Genomic DNA, 22,037 nt, shown 5'->3' on the forward strand with positions numbered 1-22,037 from the left:
ATATTTATTTTTCCGATGTTATGAGCTATATTATTCATAACTTTGTCGCGAAGTTACAAAATATATAACCATAGTTCAATAAAAATTATGAATAAACTGTTATGCTCCATCGCGGCACTGTCAGTATCGTTATACGCTGCAGCCGAAGGTTACCAAGTCAATACTTTAAGTGCCAAACAAGGCGGTATGGGGCACACCGGAGTTGCACAAAAACTCGGAGCCGAAAGCATGTATTTCAATCCGGCCGGACTCGGCTTCATGGACAAAACACTTGATCTGTCGGCAAGTGTAAATGCTATATCGGCCACGGCCAAAGCCAAGGTAAACGATACATGGTACGAGACCGACAACGGCATAAGCACCCCGCTTATGATAAGTGCCGCATTTAATATTTATGACAATCTGAAAGCCGGTATAAATATATACACCCCTTACGGAAGCAGCATAGACTGGACCGTCAACTGGCCCGGAGCCGTACTTAACCAATCGGTTGATCTCGCCACATATACCGTACAGCCTACCGTAGCATGGCGCATAACGCCAAAACTGTCGATAGGAGCCGGACTTATGGTGTCATGGGGCAATGTGGATCTGAACAAAGGTCTTGTAATACCCTCCACTCTTGACGCAATGCTTCAAGGCATGGGCAGTGATGCACGCTTCAATAATACAATGCCCGCATCGGTCAACCTCACCGGCAATGCCGATGTGGCTTACGGGTTTAACATCGGCGCCATGTATGACATAAATAAAAAATGGACTGTAGGTGTGAATTTCCGCTCCAAGATGACCATGAAAGTAAAAGCCGGCGACGCAAAAGTATCGTACGCCAATGAAATTGCACGCAACATACTTGAGCCAAAACTGGGCCTTATAAACGAAGCCAACTTCAAAGCCGAGATGCCTATGCCATCGGTACTTACATTTGGTGTTAGCTACAGGCCCCTCGACGCGCTGCTGCTGGCATTTGACGCCCAGCTCACCGGCTGGAGTACTTATAAGACTCTTAATATAAATTTTCTCGACCCAGCAGTAAGCTCTTACGACCAGCATCTTGTAAAAGACTACAAAAACGCATGGGCATTTCGTCTCGGCGCACAATATGCATTAACCGGACGCCTCGACCTTCGTGCAGGTTTTATAGTGGATATGGCTCCGGTAAACAAGAATTACTATAATCCTGAAACACCGGGCATGACAAAAATCGAACCGTCGCTGGGACTGTCATTCCGTCCTCTGCCGTCATTATCGATAGACCTCGCAATGCTTTACGTGGCAGGTGTCGGTGAAAAGGGAGCAAAATGTCCTTATCTCGACTTACTTGCCGGACAACTCGGACAAGACCCGCAACGCACTTTCGAGGCCGATTATAAAGTGTATGCCTTTGTTCCGTCCATAGGTGTGTCATTTTCTTTCTGATGCCGTGAGCATTTCAACCTGTTGAAGTGTTTATAATTTGTTTTCAGCGAAAAATTATTTAATTTCGCGGCATTAAAACTATTAAATATATGGTAGAACCCAAGCACTATCCGGGACTTAACGAAATTCAGGTAAATGAAAGCCGTGCGCTACACGGAGTAAACATACTAACTCCTCCGGAAAAGGAGTCGTTGTTAACTCGCTTTTTGGAAAAATTCCGCGACCCTCTTATCATAATACTTCTCGTAGCCGGCGCGCTCTCTATAGGCATCTCCATATATGAGTACTACGGCCTGCATGAAGGTGCAGCCGTGTTTTTTGAGCCTTTAGGCATATTCGTGGCTATACTTCTCGCGACCGGACTGGCTTTCTTTTTTGAAATCAAGGCCGATCGCGAGTTTGCGATATTGAATCAGGTAAACGACGATGAACCCGTACAGGTTATACGCAACGGCAACGCCATACAGATACCGAAAAAAGACGTCGTCGTAGGAGATATTGTCATATTATCCACCGGAGAGGAGATACCGGCTGACGGACAGCTGCTTGAGGCTGTGTCACTGCAGGTCGACGAGTCATCGCTGACAGGAGAACCTGTATGTGCCAAGTCTACCGACCCCGCACATTTCGACAAAGAAGCTACATTTCCTTCCGACCATGTGCTGCGCGGCACTAAAATCATGGAGGGGCACGGCATAATGACAGTAACGGCTGTCGGTGACAAAACGGAGAACGGTAAAGTATTTGAAGCCGCCCAAATCGATGATTCCGTAAAAACTCCGCTAAATGAACAGCTTGAACGTCTCGGCCGTCTTATATCACGTGCCAGCTACGGTATAGCGGGTCTTATTGTATGCGTACGCATGGCAATGTTTTTTATCAATGTTGGCGACGGCTTCGACTGGATGACATTCCTGTCATTCTTCCTACAGACAATAATGATAGCCGTGACGCTGATAGTCGTGGCTGTACCCGAAGGCCTTCCAATGGCCGTGACTCTAAGTCTTGCCTACAGCATGCGCCGAATGCTCAAAACAAACAATCTTGTGCGTAAGATGCATGCCTGCGAGACTATGGGCGCCGCAACTGTGATATGCACCGACAAGACCGGTACTCTTACAGAAAACCAGATGCGCATATATAATACCGACTTCTTCGCCCTACCCGACCAACGGCTCGGCAATGACGCGACATCACGCATCATCGAGGAAGCGATAGCCATAAATTCGACGGCACAACTTGACCTGTCGAATCCGGATAAAGCCACGGTGCTTGGCAATCCTACAGAAGGAGCATTGCTGCTGTGGCTTGATGCGTCAGGACATGACTACCGCAAAATAAGAGAAACGGTCGAGATCATAGACGAACTTCCGTTTACCACCGAAAGAAAATACATGGCCACTGAAGTGCGCTCACAGGCTCTTAAGGGTAAATCGGTGCTTTATGTGAAAGGAGCCCCGGAAATTGTATACGGACTATGTTCATCAACCGAAGGTGATGTTGACAAATCTACGATAGACAAGATGTTGCTTGACTACCAGAACCAAGCCATGCGCACACTCGGTTTCGCATACAAGATAATGAACGATGACGAGCTACCGTTCAGCGAGGGAGCAATAGCAGGCCGAGACCTCGTATTTATGGGCATAGCGGCCATTTCAGATCCTGTGCGCGCCGAAGTGCCCGATGCGGTAAAAGAATGCATCGACGCTGGCATAGCCATAAAGATTGTAACCGGCGACACACCCAATACGGCCAAAGAGATAGCCCGCCAGATATCGCTGTGGAATGAAAACGACAACGAGCGCAACATAATCACAGGGCCGGAATTTGCCGCTCTTTCCGACAAAGAGCTCATGGAACGTATCGATGACTTTAAAATTATAGCACGTGCGCGTCCGCTTGACAAAAAACGCCTCGTCGAAACACTACAGAAAAAGGGAGAGGTCGTGGCTGTGACCGGCGACGGCACAAATGACGCACCGGCGCTAAAAGCGGCACATGTAGGCCTATCTATGGGCGACGGCACATCAGTAGCCAAAGAGGCAAGCGACATCACCATAATAGACAACTCGTTTGCAAGTATAGGCCGCGCCGTCATGTGGGGCCGGTCGCTGTATCACAACATACAGCGCTTTGTACTATTTCAGTTGACAGTAAATGTTGTGGCATGCCTTATCGTGCTTTTCGGAGCATTTATGGGCACGGAGTCACCCCTTACGGTGACCCAGATGCTTTGGGTTAACATCATAATGGACACATTTGCGGCTATGGCACTTGCCTCACTGCCGCCATCACAGTCGGTGATGCAAGAGAAACCTCGCTCTCGAAATGCATTCATTATAACCCGATTGATGAAGTGGGACATAATAACTGTAGGCGGCATATTTTTCATAATACTGCTGGCTCTGCTCTACCTGTTCCACCACACATATATAGAAGGTCTTGACAGCATGTTCCCGCTAAACCTGTCGGCTGAAGGCCACGACCTGTCGCCCTACGAGCTGAGCCTCTTCTTCTCGATATTCGTATTCATGCAGTTCTGGAACATGTTCAACGCCCGCTCGTTCGAGACCCGCAAATCGGCATTTCATCTAAAAGGATGTTCGGAGTTTCTGCTGATAGCTTGCGCCATCTTTTTCGGGCAGGTATTAATCGTTGAATTCGGCGGAGAGATGTTCAACGTTGTGCCTCTGCGGTTTATCGATTGGGTAATAATAGTTGTGGCTACCTCACCCATACTCTGGTTCGGCGAAATCATTCACCTTTTCAAGCGCTCGTGAACACAAGTCACGGTTAACAAACTTTAACCCCGAATAACCGTACATAGCTGACCGCATGGCTTATATTTGCGGCAAACATATATAAGCCATGAGCACATTGCAGTCACGACAGATACGTGTATTTCTATCATCTACCTTCCGCGACATGAACGCGGAACGCGACTATCTCGTAAACTTCGTATTTCCGAGGATAGATGACTACTGTCGGCAACGCTATCTTGAATTTACGCCTATCGACCTGCGATGGGGCATCCCCGAGGAGGACAGCCGCAACGGACTGGTACTGCGGGCATGTCTTGAGGAGGTCGACAACTCCCGGCCGTTTTTTGTAGGCATACTTGGCGAGCGCTACGGCTGGACACCGGGCGAGGCCGAGCTCGACGCTCTGGGAGCCTCGCTTCAGCGCGAACAAGACTGGCTACTTGAGAAAGTAGTCGAGGGAGCGAGCATAACTGAGATGGAGATTGACTACGGAGTGCTGCGCGACATGAACATACCCCACGCATGCTTCTTTCTGAGAGCCCCGGGTGTGGAAGTGCCCGATGACTTCAAGGAACCGACAGGTTCGGTAAACGAAAAACGTCTTATGGCGCTGAAAGACAAGATACGCCGTCAGAAAAAATACGGCTGCTACGAATACTCGACACCAAAAGAGCTGGGCGACAGGCTCTACACCGAGCTTATGGCGATGATCGACTCCGAGTATCCGCCCACAAACTACGACTGTGACGACGCATTGACCGTGCCTCACGAGATGTCGCTTGAACGCCGTGCCCGCACTCTTTGCGACATCACCCACTACCGAGGCGACTTCGACAAATGGATCGAGAGCCTTAAAAAGGTTTTCATGGTGCGCTCACGTGCCGGCGGAGGCTCGTCGACCGTTCTCGCATACTGCGTCAAGGACTTGCGGAGCTATTACTCCGACAATAAGATAATATATTTCGACTTCGAGAGTCTGCCGTCGGTGGCCTCGCCGGTCGACGAGTTCTTGAAGTTCATGGCCCTTGAGCGTCACCGCCTGCCCGACGACAAATGGAGCATGGTGGCCATCGACAACGCATCGATGCTTGACACCGATGACATTGAGCGGCTGATCGAGTGGATAGACAATCAGTGCAACAATGTCCATGTGGCATTTTCGGTAACAATCGGCTCCAATGCGGCCGACATGATAGGCTTCCGCTATTCGTGCCCTACCTCAACGCTAAGCATATACGACACTGAACAACGCGGCGAGGTAATAGACAACTATACCCGCCAGTACGGCAAACGGCTGACTCCGGCACAAAAAGAGCGTATAATCAAATGTAATCATACCGATGACCCCACTACAATGAATATTCTGCTGGAGTCAATAGTGGCCCACGGGCGTCTTGAGACTCTCGACGGGTACATCGACAAGTTGCTCAAGTCAACAGGGGTCAATGACATATTCTACGCCATACTGTCGGAAGGAGATAAAGCGTTCCACAGCATCGGTCTCGGAAAAGAGTATGCCGCCGCCACTACCGCCATATCGCTTGTGCCGACCGGAATACCGGAAAAAGACATGTACGAATCGTTGAATATACCTCAAACGGCATGGCTGACCATAAGGCCGTTTGTCATGCGCTTCTGCAAAGGCAACGACAACAGCATAGCGCTTACAAAGTCAAATTGGTGCAGGGATGTGAAAATGTTCTGGAGCACTCCCTACAGAGCCGCAGCGGGCAAATCCATAATAGACTGGTACCTCGCCGACCCGGAAAGATATGCCCGCGGAGCACGCATAGCGGCTGCAATATATGAAGACATATGGCATCTGCCTATCGGAACGGACACTTCCGATGAAGCAGCGATGACAGACTTAAGCCGGAAGATGCTCAGCATAGCACTCTCCCCTGACCTCACGAAATCAATACCTACCGGTGCGCTCGGCCTGATATTCAGCCTGACAATGCGCGACGGCATAGCTAAAGCCGGCGATGTGGCCATATACGGCAGAAAGCCTGACCTGCTGTCGCCCGAGGAACAGCATGCCTACTACTCAAGACTGGCAAGAGTATTCACTTCGTTCAACCGCAACGCCGATGCTGCATGGTGCTACGAGCGGCTATATGAACAGCGCATCAAGTCGGGCGACGTTTCCGCTCCGATATATAAGGCACGGGCGCTGCTGCTTGTAGGAAAAGCTACGGAAGCCATCGATATGCTGAAATCATCGGGGCTGGCAGGCTTCAAAGGATTGACGGGACTGTTTCGCAAAAAGGCCGATACCGGCGCCGATTTAAGAAATAAAATCAATGCTCTTGCGGTCATGGTAAGGGCCTACGGCGCTTTGGGCCAATGGGACAAAATGCAGAATACCGACATCGACATAGAGAAAGCAATGGACGCTATAGACGAAAACAGCCTCGACATAGAGACAGTAGACAACTCCATAACCGCAATCACTGAAATAACGCTGATGCTAAGCATGTACGGCACGGCCAAAGCATGTCAACAGGCAAGCAAGATATCGCACAAAATGGCCGATGCGCTCAAAACGATGGGGTTGGGGCATCCCGCCGTTTACAATGACCTACTCGGATGCGGCATAAGAGAGTTGCGCCGCGGTGAGTATAAAAACGCCGAACGTTGGCTGAGAGAGGCCATAAACTCCGCCGTCATGGCTTTCGGCAGCAGCTACAACAATGTGCTTACCACCCATAAGCGCTCATATCAGTACAACCGCGCCGCCAACCTTTACGGAGTGGTCTATTACCGTCTTACCGGAAAGTATTATGACTGGGACGGCGTCGGATATACTACAAATGTCTACAAGCCGCTTGACAGTGACCGCCGACTCGAAGGCATCGACCCGGCCACGGTAGACAAAGGCGTCAAACAGACAATACTGCTCGAACGCGACTTTTACAAAAACGTCATCCGCACCATACAGCCGCCGTTCAAGCAGCAAGAGATGGACGCCGAACCCAACGAACTGCGGAAATCGCTGGGCTTATAGCCGGACTATCCGCAAAAATCAATCGAGCCGCTTAAATACCGCAAACCGGTAAGGGCGCCCGCAGTACGGCGCCCGCACATCCGGCCGACCCTACCAAAGCCCATGAACAGATGGATGTGGGATTAGGAAATTCTTTGTCGTAAAGGAGCAACAAAGAAATACACCTTTATTCTCCATTTTCTCTCTCAAAGTCCGCACTTGCTCTATGGTCATATTCAATTCTTCCGCCATTTTAGTCAATGTTATAGAAGGCATTGCTATAATCAGAGATAGCAGATTGATTTGAACTTCCGTCAAATCCCGATTATTGATTACTTCAATAATTTCTTTGGTGAGTTCTTTGGTTTCTTTGGGATTTTCTTTGGTTTCTTTATCGCTCGATTTGATGGTTTCTTGGGGAGCCATGTTTCTTGTCGGACGTTTGAAGGTGACGATTACGAATCCGCCGTCCCAACGCCATGCGGGTTCCTCAACACCTTGCTCGCGGCTGTAACTGTGAAATAAGTCATAGTTTTTACTTATTATTTTCATCAGTTATGCTTAATTCCGTTTCTTGATACTGTCGTTCGAATAACGATTACTTGCAAGAATTACACTTAACATCTTCTTTGATAGGACCTCCGATGATATACTTTTATCTCAATATGATTTAACCATCCCAGAAAAAGCCATGTATATAAGAAATGCTTTCAAAATGGCAGCATCAAGTGTTTCACTAAAAAGAGGCGCATTATATTGTATCATGCAAAATCCAGACAAGCTCAAGTATACTAAATATAAGAAGTTAACCAAGACGTTAATATTTTTGCCATTAACCACATAAAGGGCCAAGTCTATTTGATAATTTTGATATCTATGCTCTCCCCAATCTTTTAAGGGTGAGAGATTCTTTAAAATCCAATGAGATAATCCGGCGCAATAAACGCTTATGATTGAAGCAATAGCAATTGAGCAAAAAAGTATTGTAGCACCTGACAAACTTATAATATTGCAGTAGCTCAATAGTAAAATTAATACTAATGGTATTGCAATCGAAAAAATTATAACGATGAACAATCCAAAGAATAAGATAAATCCTGGATATGCAAAGTCAATAAAGAAAGACAGCATAATGTAAACTGTATTCAAAATTTGTATAGATAGCTTTGCTATTATACCATTTGTTTTAGATAGCCAATTAAGTATAATAAAGGCTGCAATTATAGCTATTGCACATAGCAACGTAGGCATCCAATTCCTAGTAAATAGAATAATAAGATAACAACTAAGACTTAATCCTCCAGCAGCCATAAATATCGAAAAAACAATATATAAACGAAATATAGTTTTATCCGATACCTTGTGATTTTTTAATAATTCTATAATAGTTTTCATCAGTATATGTTTAGATTATGAGTTAAGCGATGCCAAACATCAAGGCCCTTTCGACAGGTGTGGTATTTGCCGTGTTCGCATTATTCGCAATCCCCAAGTATGCAGAAAGTCTCATTAATACAACAGAGGGCACGCAATCATCGAAGTCGAAGTTATTCTCCGCCTTCTTGAACTGCACCACTTCAGATTCCATATGCTGAATCAAATAGTGAAAAAGCAGCCTATATGTCGAACTGTCAGTTGTCATAATCTTCTAACAATAAATATCTATCTATATATATGCGGTAAAAATTGTCTTTCTAATGCATGTTTATATATGTCGTTGTAGGGTTGAACGGTCGCTATGAAACAACCTCTCTATCTGTTCAGCCGTGAGCCAAACAGTCTCATTATAGAACCTGACCTCAATCTCCCTCTTTCCTCAATGCGCCTCAAATATTATAATCTCCCTGTTATCCATCTATTATAACTAACAAGTCCTATTTATACTCAATTATTTGTTTTATCAACTCCAAAGTAGGCTTGAAGTTCTCAAATATTTTGGGGTCTGTTTCTAAAGCACATAGATGAGAAAAAGCATCCTTATTTGAATCTTTTGTCTTAAATGGTTTCAACCCAGTTTCTCTATCAAATTCATCATTTAAGTCCTTCGCCTCTTCTAAGGTAGATGCCTTATACAAATTTTGATACTCCTTAAAATTTCTTTTCTCCAACATATTATGACTTCTTAGATACTCCTTTGGATATAGAAATTCTATCGGGCAGTATTTATTCATATGCTCAGGGGCTACTAAAGTCATAGCAAAAGACTGGTTTTCACACTGAGTCGCTGTTATTATTTTCGCATTACTAATGGCATTTGAATCACCCTTGATATTGTTAAAGGCAGCATACCCTTCTCCATCAGCATCGAAAAGTGCAACAAACTTTTTTCCTTGGAATAGTTTTGCTGGTGTGGATTTTATAAAATTAGCCAAAGCTACAGCATCATGCATATCTATGATTTCGAAAGGTAAATCATAGCATAAGATTTCATTAGCGCGATTCAAGTGAAGTATATCAGTTTTGCCTTCAACGAATATAATCGTATTTTTATTCGAATTGATAGCCAACGAAAATTGTTTGATAGCCTTGTCATATGTGAGAATCCCATCACTAAGTATCTCTATCGCTTCTGATGATGTCGTTTCTCTAATGTGTTTATGGTTTTGAATATCCTTTTCAAGTACGAATAAAGATCCTTCAGGAGCAAATGCGACAGTTGAAGAAGAATGGGTAGTAATAATTACACGTATATCTCCGCCTCCATTTTCTTTTGGCTGAGAAAGTTCATAGAGAATATCGACCATCATTTTACTCATTGTAGGATGAAGATGCGCATCAGGTTCATCTAATACTAACGTGTTAATTCGTCGCCCTGCAATATCTCGGCCAAGAGACAGGATTATAAATTTAACTATCATCTGCTCTCCAGATGATAGTGCAGAGTATTCTACTGTTTCGTTTTGTTTCCCGATAAATCTAATCTCCCCATTACGTTCTTTTAATTCAGGAAATGGATCTAACATTTTGTAGTATTCAAAACCATATTTGAGGAATAATCTATTAACTATTTCATAAGGTTTCTCTTGACTTGCAAGAGTTTTAAATTCCTCCACATTAGTTTTACGGGCAGCGATAGCAAGATTCTCTTTATATTCTTCATGCTCCTGTTTAATGTAATTTTCAAAGTCTTCTATTTCAGAGAAATCATTGAAATATGGATTCGCATATTGACGTATGTCCTCTTCGGTAATATTAGAGATCGTTTTACGAATTTTTATAGATATATTTTTTAGCTCTTCCTCATACGCAAAAATTGTTGCATTTATAATCATCTGATTATAAGACTTAATGTTGTTTGACAAGTCCCTCAATTCGTGGTTGAACTGACGTCTTTCGGCTTCATTCAATGAATCGTCTCTGAGTCTTGTATTAATCCATGATATACGATTATTCCAACCCTTTATGAGATTTTCCCAATTTGAAATATTGGTTAATCTATTCTCTGTATCATTATAGTATGATATTAACCCCGATATATTTTGCAACCTCGTTTGAGGTGATGGCATAACAAGAGCCACCTCGTTTTCAGCATCATCTGTTACTATAATTGGGATATTTATATGAACACCATTTGCTTCTTGTCGTTTGAGAATGTTCAATAAGTGTGTCTTGCCAACTCCGTTTACTCCTGTTAATATAGTAAACTGAGGAATGTGATTCCATGTAAATCCGCTGGGGATAGATTTGTATGACTCTGGGATATAAATATTTAGATATTTCATTATTGTTCTGTTAATATGGGAGATTGAAATAGTCTACGCAACCGTTGTTCTTAATAAGTTTTATGTTGGAACTTTCTGACCCTATCTGATGTGAAAAGTCAATCAAATCAGATATCATGTATATAATGGTGTCATAACCGGCCGCATGATGGGGCATATTATGAGCAAAAATATATTCTTTCTCATGATAATAAATAGTTTCATCAGGCATGGTATGTATGCCATTGTTATGAAGTGTATTCCTTATTTTTGCAAGCATCTTATGAGCTTTGCTCCATTCACTATCAGTTGAGATATTGAAATGATTAAACAATGACTCGTATACCTTAGTGAATTTGTGTGGAGTTTTAAACGCAAGGGAAGTGCAAAAGGCTCTATAATAACTTTCAATAACACTTTGAACAAAGATAATCAATGAGTGTTTGGTACGCTGTAGGTAGTCTATGGCAATACGTTTTGAATCTTGTTCTGATGTGTTAAAAAGATCACTCACATATTGGGGGTGCATGACATACCTTATGAATAGCACAATGTTTGTATTATGATAGATCAAAAGCCTGTCAATCTGTTCAAATATTGTTATTCGATAGTCGTGAATGACATCATAATGATACTGTTCTACAAGTTTTCTTCTTGCAGTTAATGCTTTATCCCGTAAGAGTTCCAACTCATGAAGATACTTATGGATAAGCTGAATAGGATTTAGTTCTTCTCCGCTCATAATATTAGAATGCGAAGAATTTGTCTTGCATTCGATTTTTTAGGTTGAACTTTTTGGTGGAGTCGAGCGCGCGCTCTATGCAGATGAACTTTGTGTCGGTGTTCTGCATAAAGTAGTTGACGGTTGAATCAGCCAAAGTGTTGTCCACACAAATATAGGTCTCTTTTATACCGTCTGAAGCGAGATACACCGTATTTTCTGTAAATGTAGGTTTGTGTTCAAATTTGTATGTAAGCATGAAGCCACGGGAAATAAGTATTTCCGTAATGAGTTCCTCATCATCGAAGCCCATAGAAAGTTGCTGTTCTTTTTCTGCAACGTACTTGTGGAAAAGCGCAAGATTCTCTTCTTCTGACTTCTCAGAGTCAGGGGCAAAGTCAGTTCGAGGAAAAGATGATTTGGTCAAAGTAAACACTTTGAATCCAAGTTGATCTAACTGTTGCTGATCTTCAGGAGTAGGAATCCTGCCGTCAAAATCCGATTTGACCTTTTCTGCGACAGCTTTATTACGAGCGATAGTTATGTCGCTGATTTTTTTGAAGCCGCGATTAATAGCAGCTTTGTTTTCATGAGATATAGCCACTGGGAACTGAACAAGAATATATTTTCTTGTTCCACCGTCTCTAAGATTTAGATTCGTTACCGCATGTCCAGTAGTTCCGGTACCTGCATAAAAATCGAGAATAATACTATCTTTGTTGTTATTAAGTTTCAGAATATACTCTAAAAGTTGCGTAGGCTTAGGGTATCGGAAACCGTAAATACCAAGACTTTCAAGTTCGGAGGTCGCAGTTTGTGTTCCTCCTAAGTTTTGAAGGACAGAAATTACGTGGCTCTTAATGCCACGGTCTTTGATACAATCAATTCCTCCAGCATTGGTTAGTATGAACCGTGTATCTTGATTTTTTGTATCTTTAACCGGCTCCCAATTATTGTCTTCACTCATGAATTGGTCTAGTTGCGCACGGGCAGCCCAACCACTTGTGATTTCGACATCATTTTTGACCTTATAGTTCTCTATTACTATGTCTGCTTCGTGGTGGGGCCAATGGTTAGACTGAGCCTTAAACACCATATTTTCCACTTCGGCAGGGAAACCAGCTCTAAGTGTTAATGTTTGAATTGGATTTTTGGGACCGTTTTTTACGATCGTATTGCGGATAAATTGGTTATTTAGTTTACTTCCATCTCCGACATTTGGATCCACGAGGTCTGGGTAATCGAATTTACTCGCATCTTTAGCGTATAACAACACATACTCATGGCAACTTTTTATCTTTGCTTGATTATCAAAGTTACCGTCTGTAATCCATACGAATTGAGCAATAAAATTCTCTGGCATAAAGACTTCCTCGCATATTTTTTTTAGATGCGCTACTTCCTTATCATTAATCGAAATAAGTATCACACCATCTTCTGCAAGTAAATCTCGTGCCTTTAGCAGGCGCGCGTAAATATCACTCATCCATACACTATGTTTTCTTCCTTCTGGAACAGACAAGGAGTCAATGAGAACGCCATCTTCAGTAATGCTGGCTTCTTCCCAATAATGCGCACGACTTTCTGAATAATTGTCATTATATGCTGTGAGTGCATCTGCATTATACGGAGGATCTATGTAGATGACTTTTATTTTGTTGCGATAAGATGGTGTAAGAATCTTTAATACTTCAAGATTATCACCTTCAATTATCACATTCTCAGTAGTGTCAGGATTGACACTCCGCTCTTCGTCGTAGTGCAGAGTTGCACGAGTCGGCATGAAAGCATTGCGTTTGGCTTTCGATTTGCCAAACCAACGGAATTCATAGCGTTCAGTCTCGTCAACGCCGTCAGGGTTCACAGCCTTTTTAACTTCGTTGATGTCAAGTTTGCCTTCCTGCGTAAACCAATCGGGAAACATTGTGCGTAATGTTTCAAGGCGTTCCGCATTGATGTCGGGCGACTGTATTATATGGTCTTTATATGTTTCCATTATTGTTTATTGTTTGGTTGGCTTGCGCCTTGAAAGTTTCGTATTCTTTGATTGGGGCTTTGTAATATGCCTCGATGCCAAGAGATTTAAAATGCTTGACCGCACATTTTATGCGTCCAATTTCATGAGGTGTCAACGCTCGAGTGTCGTTTATATCGTCTGTTCCTTTAATTTCAACAACGAAATAATACTCCTTATCCTCATGAGGGCTGCTCAATAGCCTTTTGTGAAGGACAACTCCAAAGTCAGGCTCATAATTCCCAATTGGTGTTGGTATCTTATACCATGACGGAAATTTTAGAAAGCACAGGACTTCAGAATTTGTGATTTTGTCTGCCTCTCTCGCAAATTCTTTCTCGAGAGAGCTGTCATAAAGAGTCTTATCCCATACTCCATGATTGGGAGTGGCTATCCAATCTTCACATCCGTCTTTGGAAAAATCTTCGAACTTAAATTCATAGATGTTTCCGGTAGGAGTGTATTCTATGCAACGCACCAATTCGTCAAGCTGAACCTGTCGAATCTTAAAGACAGCCTGTTCCATGAACACAGGCGGATTCTTAATGTACTGGTCTTTATTGCTGATACCGGCTATAATTTTCAGAACGGATGTATAACATAGTCCGGTCTTTTCGCTGATTTCCTCAACAAGGTCATGAGGATTGAACCTCGCTCTACCAGTATAAGATTCAGAGCCGTAGTACTCGGCATTATTCAGATTACTTATATCAGTTATCCTCATGCTTTGTACCTCAAGGATATAGTCATTGATTCGTATTTCGTTCAGAGATTCTATACTTCTTCTTATTAACTCATCCTCGTCCATATGGATTCGGTATGTAGTTTTTCTTGCAACCACATCCCAAAAGCGACGGAACACCCTCATGAAGGTTTCATCTTTCTTTAATTTGAAGGTTACACGATTTAACCGTATCCCCTTATGGGTATGTTTTGGCTTAGGAATATTAGTTCCGACTCCAAATTGTTCCTCATACTCTTGCTGATAGCTACGAGCGAAAGTCTCGTATGTTTCATTCGGAACGATAGTAAGCTGGTTGATTTGCTCTTCTTCCGGAGTCTCATCATTGTCATATACTCTCTCTCCGCTCTGGTTAACGCAGATACGGAGTCCTCTGCCAATCTCCTGACGTTTTTTGTTCTCAGAATAGCTTTCGTTAAGTGTTGCAATACCAAACACGTTGGGGTTATCCCAACCCACACCTAATGCTGAATGGGAAAAGATAAACTCAATCGGGCTTTCAAAAGAAAGAAGTCTCTGCTTGTTGTGCAGAATTTCATCAAAAATTTCTTTATTCTTTCTGCAAGCATCCTCTTTGTCGGTATATTCGCCTTGTGTAGTCTTGGCAAAATAAAAGCCCTGTGTGGCCAGAACATCGGAATCCGCCGGCTGTTTGCCATCATTAAATTCGGCATAGACTTGGCGATATTTCTGTTCAAAAAGTTGCTTGATTATCGGTCGCTCAGGACTCATATAGTTAGCAACTCTATCAATGAATATCAATGATAGATTTTTAATGCCATGAGGTCTCAATCTGTTCTTGTTCTCAAAATGACGTCGAATGAGCCATTCAAGCTGCAATGCCCAAACCTGTTCTTTATTTGAAGACGATGAACCCTCAATGATTTCAGACCCATTTGTAAACACAACGTGCCATTTGCGGTCTGTCATTGATTTATATATGCGGCTTATAGTGTAGTCACGATATGATTCATTGCCGGATTTGTCGGCAAGATTATCATCCTTTTTCAATAAACCGGACTCCTTGAACTCAAAACGGCCTTTTGATTTATTGAGCTTCCATAGCTTTATCTTAACCTTGACCTGAGTTGAGGAGGGCTGTACTTGACTAATCTCCAATTTTAACGTAGCTTCATCATTACTTTCAGATACGGTTAAGACTTCCAATTTCTTTACCAACCCAAGCCGATAACTTTCTGCCGGATTCAGTTGGTATAGCACATTCTTTTTAATGGCATGGGTAGCAGAATAACGAAGTTTAAACAGCGGTAGGAGTTTAGCTATCCATTGTTTAGAGTTTTCCGTATCCATACCCTCCTGAGGCTCATCCATCAGTATTATCGGATGTGTCTGAGCAAGAGACTCAAGATGTGGAAGATTGTTGAACATATCTTCACGATCAACTTGATTCAATATATTGTTTTCAGAGTTGAATGATGCCATTGTCAGCACCATAATCTGAAGATTGTCAGAGGTGATAAAATCGTGGAGGAGACTTATTTTTGAGCTGTCATAAACAAATACATTAGGAGTTATATCGTACTTATCAGACAGTTGCTCTTTGAAATTCTCAAAAGTATCAATAACTCCCTGACGTATAGGAACCGATGGAACGAGGACAATAAATTTGCTTAAACCATATTGTTTGAACAATTCATAAGCAGTTTGGAGGTATGTAAGAGTCTTTCCCGTGCCCGTCTCCATTTCAATACACGCATCGTTTTCGTTTACTAGAAATGTCTGCGTTTCAGACACGCCATTTTCAAGAACAATGCTTTGTATGTTGTCATGAATTTGCTGATTTGATAGAGAGCATACATTCATGTGAATATCCTCATTGTGGGCGTTATCGAAAGTGTTACGCTCCATGCCACGAAAGATGCCAACCACACTTTGTATGGCTGTCATTTGATGCTGAGGATTTTCAAGTTTGAATTTCATAAGATATTATAACAGATAAACGACTATATGGATTCTACAAATTCCTTGTTCAGCAATTCATCCAATTCAACTTCAAGTAGTTTTGCGATTTTAACCAGTAAGGCAATATCGGGCTGTGATGAGTTGGTACACCACTTGGAAACGGTTGATGGATTTATGCCTAACTCTGTCGCCAGCCATTTATTAGTCTTTTGCTTTTCTGCCAATACTACTTTTATTCTATTTATCCTTTCAATCATAACATAAATTCTATGAATGCAAAATTAATGAAATTTTTTCAATTCTTGATAGTCAAATATAGTTTATAATTATTATGACTTAAAACAGCGCAATATAAGACAATAACAGAAGCACAAAATCATTATATCGTTCAAAAATGTGAATTTGAGTTAGAATGAAATTCTCAAATATTGGAAGGGGCTTAACAATTAAAATCATAGCAATTAAAAATACCTAACGGAATGATAAATATTATCAAATCCATTCACTTCGGTCTATCATCTCATTCCATAAAAGCATCAACTTTTCTTTAATATCGCCAACGGAAATGTTAATTATATTTAACAACAGAATTGGAGTTTGAGATATGAGGTGACGTAAGGTGCGGTGTATGCAGCAACATGTATTTCTATTACGGCGACAAATTACGGCAGATGAATCATTATAATAATTTGCATTTGCCGAGGGGATGTAGTAAATTTGCACATACATTTATCATTCCTTAAGCGATGAACAGTAACAGCCTTGTATCAATTTCCGATATCAGCAAAGAGGAAATAATGCGTTTGCTGCGTCAGGCGCGATACTTCGAGAAGCATCCCAATCACAAAATTCTGGAGGGGCGCGTGGTCGCGACATTATTTTTCGAGCCGTCGACCCGTACGCGACTTAGTTTTGAAACAGCGGTAAACCGTCTCGGAGGCCGTGTAATCGGATTTTCCGACGCGAGCACCACGAGTTCGTCCAAAGGCGAGACTCTGAAAGACACCATCAAGATGGTGAGCAATTATGTAGACCTGATTGTCATGCGCCATTATCTCGAAGGAGCCGCCCGCTACGCTACGGAAGTGACCGAAGTTCCCGTCATAAACGCCGGCGATGGAGCCAACCAGCATCCCTCGCAGACTATGCTCGACCTATACTCGATATACAAGACACAGGGCACTCTGGAGAATCTGACCATAACTATGGTAGGTGACCTGAAATACGGACGTACTGTACACTCGTTGCTCATGGCTATGCAGTATTTCAATCCCACATTCAACTTCATCGCATGCAAGGAGCTTCAGATGCCGCGTGAATACATCACTTTCTGTGAAGAGCACGGCATAAAGTACAACGAGTACACCGACTTCTCGCCCGAAGTGATAAACAGCAGCGACATTCTATATATGACCCGAGTGCAACGTGAGCGTTTCACAGATATAATGGAGTATGAGAAGGTCAAGAACCTGTACAATCTTAATGTCGCCATGCTCGAAAACTCGCGTGACAATCTAAGGGTGCTCCACCCGCTTCCCCGTGTAAACGAAATAGATCAGGACGTGGACGACAGCCCCAAAGCCTACTACTTTCAGCAGGCACAAAACGGGTTATATGCGCGACAGGCCATAATATGCCGCGCTTTAGGTATTGACATTCCGGAAGAATAAAAAACATCATGACTACTCCTAAAAAAGAACTTGCAGTCGCCGCTCTGCAAAACGGCACTGTAATAGACCGCATACCCTCGTCGGCTCTATTTAAGGCAGTTAGAATACTCGGTATCGAGAAGCTCGACAAACACGTGACCATCGGCAACAATCTCGAATCGAAAAAACTTGGGACAAAAGGCATTATAAAAGTGGCCGACACGTTTTTTCCAGAAGACGTACTCAACCGCATAGCCCTTATAGCACCAACAGCCAAAATAAACATAATACGCGACTTTGATGTCGTGGAAAAATTTCCGGTAGTACTTCCCCAGACCATTATCGGTATTGTGAAGTGTGATAACCCCAAATGCATAACCAACAACGAACCGATGAAAACCCGCTTCGAACTTATCGATCCTAAAGAGCGCGTAATACGCTGCCACTACTGCGGACATTCGGTCAACGCCAAAGAAGCACAGATAAAATAATGGGTAAGCAGGAATGGAAACCCGGTACGATGATATACCCCGTGCCGGCTGTGCTTGTAAGCTGCGGATCAGAACCTGACAAGACCAACTTCTTTACAGTGGCTTGGACCGGGACCATATGCTCCGACCCGGCCATGTGCAGCATTTCGGTAAGGAAGTCGCGATACAGCTACGACCTCATCAAGGCCGGCATGGAGTTTACCATAAACCTTACTACCGAGGATATGGCCCGCGCCGTGGACTGGGCCGGAGTGCGTTCGGGCCGGGACTACGACAAGTGGAAAGAGACCGGTCTTACTGCCAGTAAAGGGGTCAAGGTTTCATGCCCTTATATAAAAGAAGCACCGCTAAGTATAGAATGTCGAGTAAAAGACATTATAAATCTCGGCTCACATGACCTGTTCATTGCCGAAGTTCTTGATGTATTGGCTGATGACCGCTTTATTGATGATACGACAGGAGCCTTTGACATGTCACAGGCACGTCTCATAGCTTATAGCCATGGAGCATATTACAAACTCGGCGACCAGATAGGACGTTTCGGTTGGTCGGTAAAAAAGAAAGTATAATAACATTATAAACTGTAATTTATGGAAAGAGACAATCGCATTTTTGACATTATCGAGCGTGAACACCAGCGCCAGAAACACGGTATCGAACTTATCGCTTCAGAAAACTTCGTTAGCGACCAAGTGATGCAGGCTATGGGTTCATGCCTCACCAACAAATATGCCGAAGGATATCCCGGACATCGGTACTACGGAGGTTGCCAAGTAGTCGACGAAGCCGAACAACTCGCCATCAACCGAGTTAAAGAACTTTTCGGCGCCGAATATGCCAATGTGCAGCCTCATTCCGGCGCACAGGCCAACATGGCCGTATTCATGGCCTGTCTTAAACCCGGTGACAAATTCTTGGGTCTGAATCTATCACACGGCGGCCACCTGTCCCACGGAAGCCCCGTCAATTTCTCGGGCCTTATGTTTGAAGCTCTTGAATATAATGTCAAAGAAGATACCGGACTCGTTGACTACGACCAGATGGAAGAAGTGGCACGCCGCGAGCGTCCGAAATTGATTATTGGTGGCGCAAGCGCGTACTCGCGCGAATGGGACTACGCACGCATGCGTCGTCTTGCCGACGAGATAGGAGCGATACTAATGGTCGACATGGCACATCCTGCCGGACTTATTGCAGCAGGTCTGCTTGACAACCCCGTGAAATATGCCCATATCGTCACTTCAACCACTCACAAGACCCTTCGTGGTCCCCGCGGCGGTCTTATACTGCTCGGGAAAGACTTTGAAAATCCGTGGGGCAAAACCAATCCCAAAGGTGAACTTCGCAAGATGTCGGCACTGCTCGACTCGGCCGTATTCCCCGGCGTACAGGGTGGTCCACTCGAACATGTGGTAGCCGCCAAGGCAGTCGCATTTGGAGAAGCGCTTCAGCCATCATACAAGGACTACCAAGCACAAGTGAAGAAAAATGCCGCAGTCATGGCTCAAGCCCTTGTCGATAAAGGCTACAAAATCATTTCCGGAGGCACAGATAATCACTGTATGCTTGTAGATCTACGCACCAAGTTCCCCGATCTTACCGGTAAAGTGGCCGAAAAAGTGCTTGTTGAAGCTGACATTACCGCCAACAAGAACATGGTACCTTTTGATTCACGTAGTCCGTTCCAGACATCGGGCATACGACTCGGTACACCCGCTATCACTACCCGCGGAGCAAAGGAAGAGCTTATGGGCGACATAGTGGAAATGATCGACACCGTACTTTCTAACCACGACAACCCCAAAGTCATAGCCGACGTGCGCGAAAAGGTGAACAAGACCATGGAGTCCTACCCCATGTTTGCCTATTGATTTTAAACTATGCTGATACTCTACCGCATATATCAGATATTGGTCATGCTGCCGGTGTTGCTGGCGGCGACAGTGGTCACGGCACTTATTACAATAATATTCAGCATGGCAGGTGCCGGACGCTGGGCAGGATACTTTTTCCCTCATTGGTGGGCGCGCCTGTTCTGTATGATGACTTTGGTGCGTGTCACGGTCAAAGGACGGGAAAACATTGACCCGCACACCTCCTATGTGTTTGTGGCCAATCATCAAGGAGCCTATGACATCTTTTCGATATACGGGTATCTCAACCACAACTTCAGGTGGATGATGAAGCGCTCGCTTGAAAAGATACCGCTTGTAGGATACTCCTGCAAGATATCGGGCCACATAATGGTTGATAACTCGTCACCGTCTGCGACCAAGCGCACGATGGAGAAAGCCGAACGTCAGCTTCAAGGAGGCATGTCGCTTGTGGTGTTTCCCGAAGGAGCACGTTCATGGGACGGCAAAATGCGCCGTTTCAAGCGCGGAGCCTATATGCTTGCCGTTGAATTCGGGCTGCCCGTGGTTCCTATCACTATCGACGGATCATTTGACATAATGCCGCGCTTTAAAAAGCTCCCTGTATGGGGACATATTACGCTTACCATACACAAGCCGATAGAAGCGATAGGTGGCACTCACGACCTTCCGTCACTCATGGACTCCACCTACGAAGCCATTCATTCATCATTGCCGCCTAAGTATCAGTAATATATCGGACCATTTAAGATAAGGGAATAATTTTAGCCAATGCATGGCAAAATTATTCCCTTATTTTTTGGTGAATTATATGGGAATTTTACTAATTTCGCAAAGTGAAGATACCATATGGTATCTTGGCATAAAAACAAAAATTAAGCTAAATTACTATGATATTTAATTTCCGACTTGTATCTGACGAAGTTGACAATTTCCGCCGGGAGATCAATATTGACGCCGACGCTACATTTCTTGACCTGCGCAATTCCATATGCGATGCCGTAGGCTATGATAAAAATCAGATGTGCTCATTCTTCTTGTGTGATGACAATTGGGAGAAAGGCCGAGAGATAACTCTTGAAGATATGGGGTCAGACTCTGACGAAGAAATTTATCTCATGGACGAGACCATACTGAGCGACTATGTAGATGACGGCAAGCGACTCATATTTGTATTTGATTATATGACCGACAGATGTTTCTTCATAGAAATGAAGAAGAGTATACCCGGTAAAAATCTGAAAGATCCCGTGTGCGTGGCCTCTATGGGCACTCCTCCGCCCCAGATTATGGATATTGATGAGTTTGAAGCCAAAAACACTCCTGCTGCAACACGTGGCGCCGATGACTTCGACGAAGACTTCTATGGAAGCGAAGAGTTCAATGAAGACGAATTTGACTCTGCAGGTTTCGATGAAATGACCTTTGATGACAATATGTAACCTCCCGCACACATTGATTGATATAGCGGCGCGAGCTTGATGAACTTAATAAGTTTTTCAAGTTCGCGCCGTATATAATAATGTAAGTGGCAGCACAAAGTATACAAGGAGCGGGATATCTGCTCTATAGCAAACATATGCCACCAATTTATTGCAATACAGAAAACAGGGATGTGAAAGGTAGGGGTATAAAAAAAGGGTGCAAGCGTTGTGCTTGCACCCTGAAGGGGGCGGTTACCTACTCTCCCACTTTCGCAGTACCATCGGCGTGATGAGGTTTAACTTCTCTGTTCGGAATGGGAAGAGGTGG

The 22,037-nt window shown here is 43.7% G+C and carries 16 protein-coding genes and 1 rRNA gene; 9 read left to right on the plus strand and 8 right to left on the minus strand.

Annotation, left to right across the window (positions count from 1 at the left end):
• Positions 1-87 precede the first annotated feature (87 nt).
• The 3 genes from FW767_RS03575 (at position 88) to FW767_RS03585 (ending at position 7,191) form a co-directional block, all read left to right on the plus strand.
• Positions 88-1,419, plus strand: coding sequence for an OmpP1/FadL family transporter (locus FW767_RS03575; protein ID WP_121698250.1), 1,332 nt, complete (start codon positions 88-90; stop codon positions 1,417-1,419).
• Positions 1,420-1,508: 89 nt separating this feature from the next.
• Positions 1,509-4,202: a calcium-translocating P-type ATPase, PMCA-type gene (locus tag FW767_RS03580; protein ID WP_121698249.1), complete on the plus strand. Its 2,694-nt coding sequence runs from the start codon at positions 1,509-1,511 to the stop codon at positions 4,200-4,202.
• A gap of 88 nt (positions 4,203-4,290) precedes the next feature.
• Complete coding sequence (locus FW767_RS03585) at positions 4,291-7,191, plus strand: DUF4062 domain-containing protein (RefSeq protein WP_150980348.1); 2,901 nt, start codon at positions 4,291-4,293, stop codon at positions 7,189-7,191.
• 90 nt (positions 7,192-7,281) lie between these two features.
• Here FW767_RS03585 and FW767_RS03590 read toward each other — a convergent pair whose 3' ends face one another.
• The 7 genes from FW767_RS03590 to FW767_RS03620 all read right to left on the minus strand — a co-directional run bounded on the left by FW767_RS03590 (position 7,282) and on the right by FW767_RS03620 (position 16,528).
• Positions 7,282-7,722 (minus strand): hypothetical protein, encoded by a 441-nt coding sequence (locus tag FW767_RS03590; protein WP_121698247.1) that lies wholly within the window; start codon positions 7,720-7,722, stop codon positions 7,282-7,284.
• Positions 7,723-7,830: 108 nt separating this feature from the next.
• Complete coding sequence (locus tag FW767_RS03595) at positions 7,831-8,565, minus strand: hypothetical protein (protein WP_121698246.1); 735 nt, start codon at positions 8,563-8,565, stop codon at positions 7,831-7,833.
• A gap of 479 nt (positions 8,566-9,044) precedes the next feature.
• Complete coding sequence (locus tag FW767_RS03600) at positions 9,045-10,892, minus strand: ATP-dependent nuclease (RefSeq protein WP_121698245.1); 1,848 nt, start codon at positions 10,890-10,892, stop codon at positions 9,045-9,047.
• 10 nt (positions 10,893-10,902) lie between these two features.
• A complete protein-coding gene (locus FW767_RS03605; RefSeq protein WP_121698244.1) occupies positions 10,903-11,613 on the minus strand; it encodes a hypothetical protein in 711 nt (236 codons plus the stop codon).
• A 4-nt stretch (positions 11,614-11,617) separates the two neighbouring features.
• The gene (locus FW767_RS03610; protein WP_121698243.1) at positions 11,618-13,588 is read right to left on the minus strand and encodes a site-specific DNA-methyltransferase; all 1,971 of its coding nucleotides are present in this window, start codon (positions 13,586-13,588) and stop codon (positions 11,618-11,620) included.
• A complete protein-coding gene (locus tag FW767_RS03615) occupies positions 13,575-16,289 on the minus strand; it encodes a restriction endonuclease (protein WP_121698242.1) in 2,715 nt (904 codons plus the stop codon). The genes FW767_RS03610 and FW767_RS03615 overlap by 14 nt, the downstream gene beginning before the upstream one ends.
• Positions 16,290-16,312: 23 nt before the next feature.
• The gene (locus FW767_RS03620) at positions 16,313-16,528 is read right to left on the minus strand and encodes a helix-turn-helix transcriptional regulator (protein ID WP_121698241.1); all 216 of its coding nucleotides are present in this window, start codon (positions 16,526-16,528) and stop codon (positions 16,313-16,315) included.
• A gap of 489 nt (positions 16,529-17,017) precedes the next feature.
• Here FW767_RS03620 and pyrB point away from each other — a divergent pair, with 489 nt between their 5' ends.
• The 6 genes from pyrB to FW767_RS03650 all read left to right on the plus strand — a co-directional run bounded on the left by pyrB (position 17,018) and on the right by FW767_RS03650 (position 21,727).
• Positions 17,018-17,941 carry an aspartate carbamoyltransferase gene (gene pyrB, locus FW767_RS03625; protein WP_121698240.1) on the plus strand — a complete coding sequence of 308 codons (924 nt, stop codon included), beginning with the start codon at positions 17,018-17,020 and terminating at the stop codon, positions 17,939-17,941.
• Positions 17,942-17,946: 5 nt separating this feature from the next.
• Positions 17,947-18,411, plus strand: coding sequence for an aspartate carbamoyltransferase regulatory subunit (locus FW767_RS03630; protein ID WP_369863173.1), 465 nt, complete (start codon positions 17,947-17,949; stop codon positions 18,409-18,411).
• Entirely contained in the window at positions 18,411-18,980 is a 570-nt protein-coding gene (locus FW767_RS03635) for a flavin reductase family protein (protein WP_121698238.1), read from the plus strand. The genes FW767_RS03630 and FW767_RS03635 overlap by 1 nt, the downstream gene beginning before the upstream one ends.
• 21 nt (positions 18,981-19,001) lie before the next feature.
• Positions 19,002-20,282: a serine hydroxymethyltransferase gene (glyA, locus tag FW767_RS03640; protein WP_121698237.1), complete on the plus strand. Its 1,281-nt coding sequence runs from the start codon at positions 19,002-19,004 to the stop codon at positions 20,280-20,282.
• A gap of 9 nt (positions 20,283-20,291) precedes the next feature.
• A complete protein-coding gene (locus FW767_RS03645; protein WP_121698236.1) occupies positions 20,292-21,017 on the plus strand; it encodes a lysophospholipid acyltransferase family protein in 726 nt (241 codons plus the stop codon).
• 158 nt (positions 21,018-21,175) lie between these two features.
• On the plus strand, positions 21,176-21,727 hold the full coding sequence (locus FW767_RS03650) for an IS1096 element passenger TnpR family protein (RefSeq protein ID WP_121698235.1): 552 nt from the start codon (positions 21,176-21,178) through the stop codon (positions 21,725-21,727).
• A 225-nt stretch (positions 21,728-21,952) separates the two neighbouring features.
• On the opposite strand, the gene rrf is transcribed toward FW767_RS03650, so the two are convergent.
• Positions 21,953-22,037, minus strand: a 5S ribosomal RNA gene (gene rrf, locus FW767_RS03655); the annotation flags it as partial.

It is taken from the genome of Heminiphilus faecis (assembly GCF_008728965.1).
Taxonomy (GTDB): domain Bacteria; phylum Bacteroidota; class Bacteroidia; order Bacteroidales; family Muribaculaceae; genus Muribaculum; species Muribaculum faecis.

Bases quoted from the DNA above. Each gene is read 5' to 3' on its own strand.
- FW767_RS03575 (WP_121698250.1), top strand. From the start codon at position 88: ATGAATAAACTGTTATGCTCCATCGCGGCACTGTCAGTATCGTTATAC.
- FW767_RS03580 (WP_121698249.1), top strand. From the start codon at position 1,509: ATGGTAGAACCCAAGCACTATCCGGGACTTAACGAAATTCAGGTAAAT.
- FW767_RS03585 (WP_150980348.1), top strand. From the start codon at position 4,291: ATGAGCACATTGCAGTCACGACAGATACGTGTATTTCTATCATCTACC.
- FW767_RS03590 (WP_121698247.1), bottom strand. From the start codon at position 7,722: ATGAAAATAATAAGTAAAAACTATGACTTATTTCACAGTTACAGCCGC.
- FW767_RS03595 (WP_121698246.1), bottom strand. From the start codon at position 8,565: ATGAAAACTATTATAGAATTATTAAAAAATCACAAGGTATCGGATAAA.
- FW767_RS03600 (WP_121698245.1), bottom strand. From the start codon at position 10,892: ATGAAATATCTAAATATTTATATCCCAGAGTCATACAAATCTATCCCC.
- FW767_RS03605 (WP_121698244.1), bottom strand. From the start codon at position 11,613: ATGAGCGGAGAAGAACTAAATCCTATTCAGCTTATCCATAAGTATCTT.
- FW767_RS03610 (WP_121698243.1), bottom strand. From the start codon at position 13,588: ATGGAAACATATAAAGACCATATAATACAGTCGCCCGACATCAATGCG.
- FW767_RS03615 (WP_121698242.1), bottom strand. From the start codon at position 16,289: ATGAAATTCAAACTTGAAAATCCTCAGCATCAAATGACAGCCATACAA.
- FW767_RS03620 (WP_121698241.1), bottom strand. From the start codon at position 16,528: ATGATTGAAAGGATAAATAGAATAAAAGTAGTATTGGCAGAAAAGCAA.
- pyrB (WP_121698240.1), top strand. From the start codon at position 17,018: ATGAACAGTAACAGCCTTGTATCAATTTCCGATATCAGCAAAGAGGAA.
- FW767_RS03635 (WP_121698238.1), top strand. From the start codon at position 18,411: ATGGGTAAGCAGGAATGGAAACCCGGTACGATGATATACCCCGTGCCG.
- glyA (WP_121698237.1), top strand. From the start codon at position 19,002: ATGGAAAGAGACAATCGCATTTTTGACATTATCGAGCGTGAACACCAG.
- FW767_RS03645 (WP_121698236.1), top strand. From the start codon at position 20,292: ATGCTGATACTCTACCGCATATATCAGATATTGGTCATGCTGCCGGTG.
- FW767_RS03650 (WP_121698235.1), top strand. From the start codon at position 21,176: ATGATATTTAATTTCCGACTTGTATCTGACGAAGTTGACAATTTCCGC.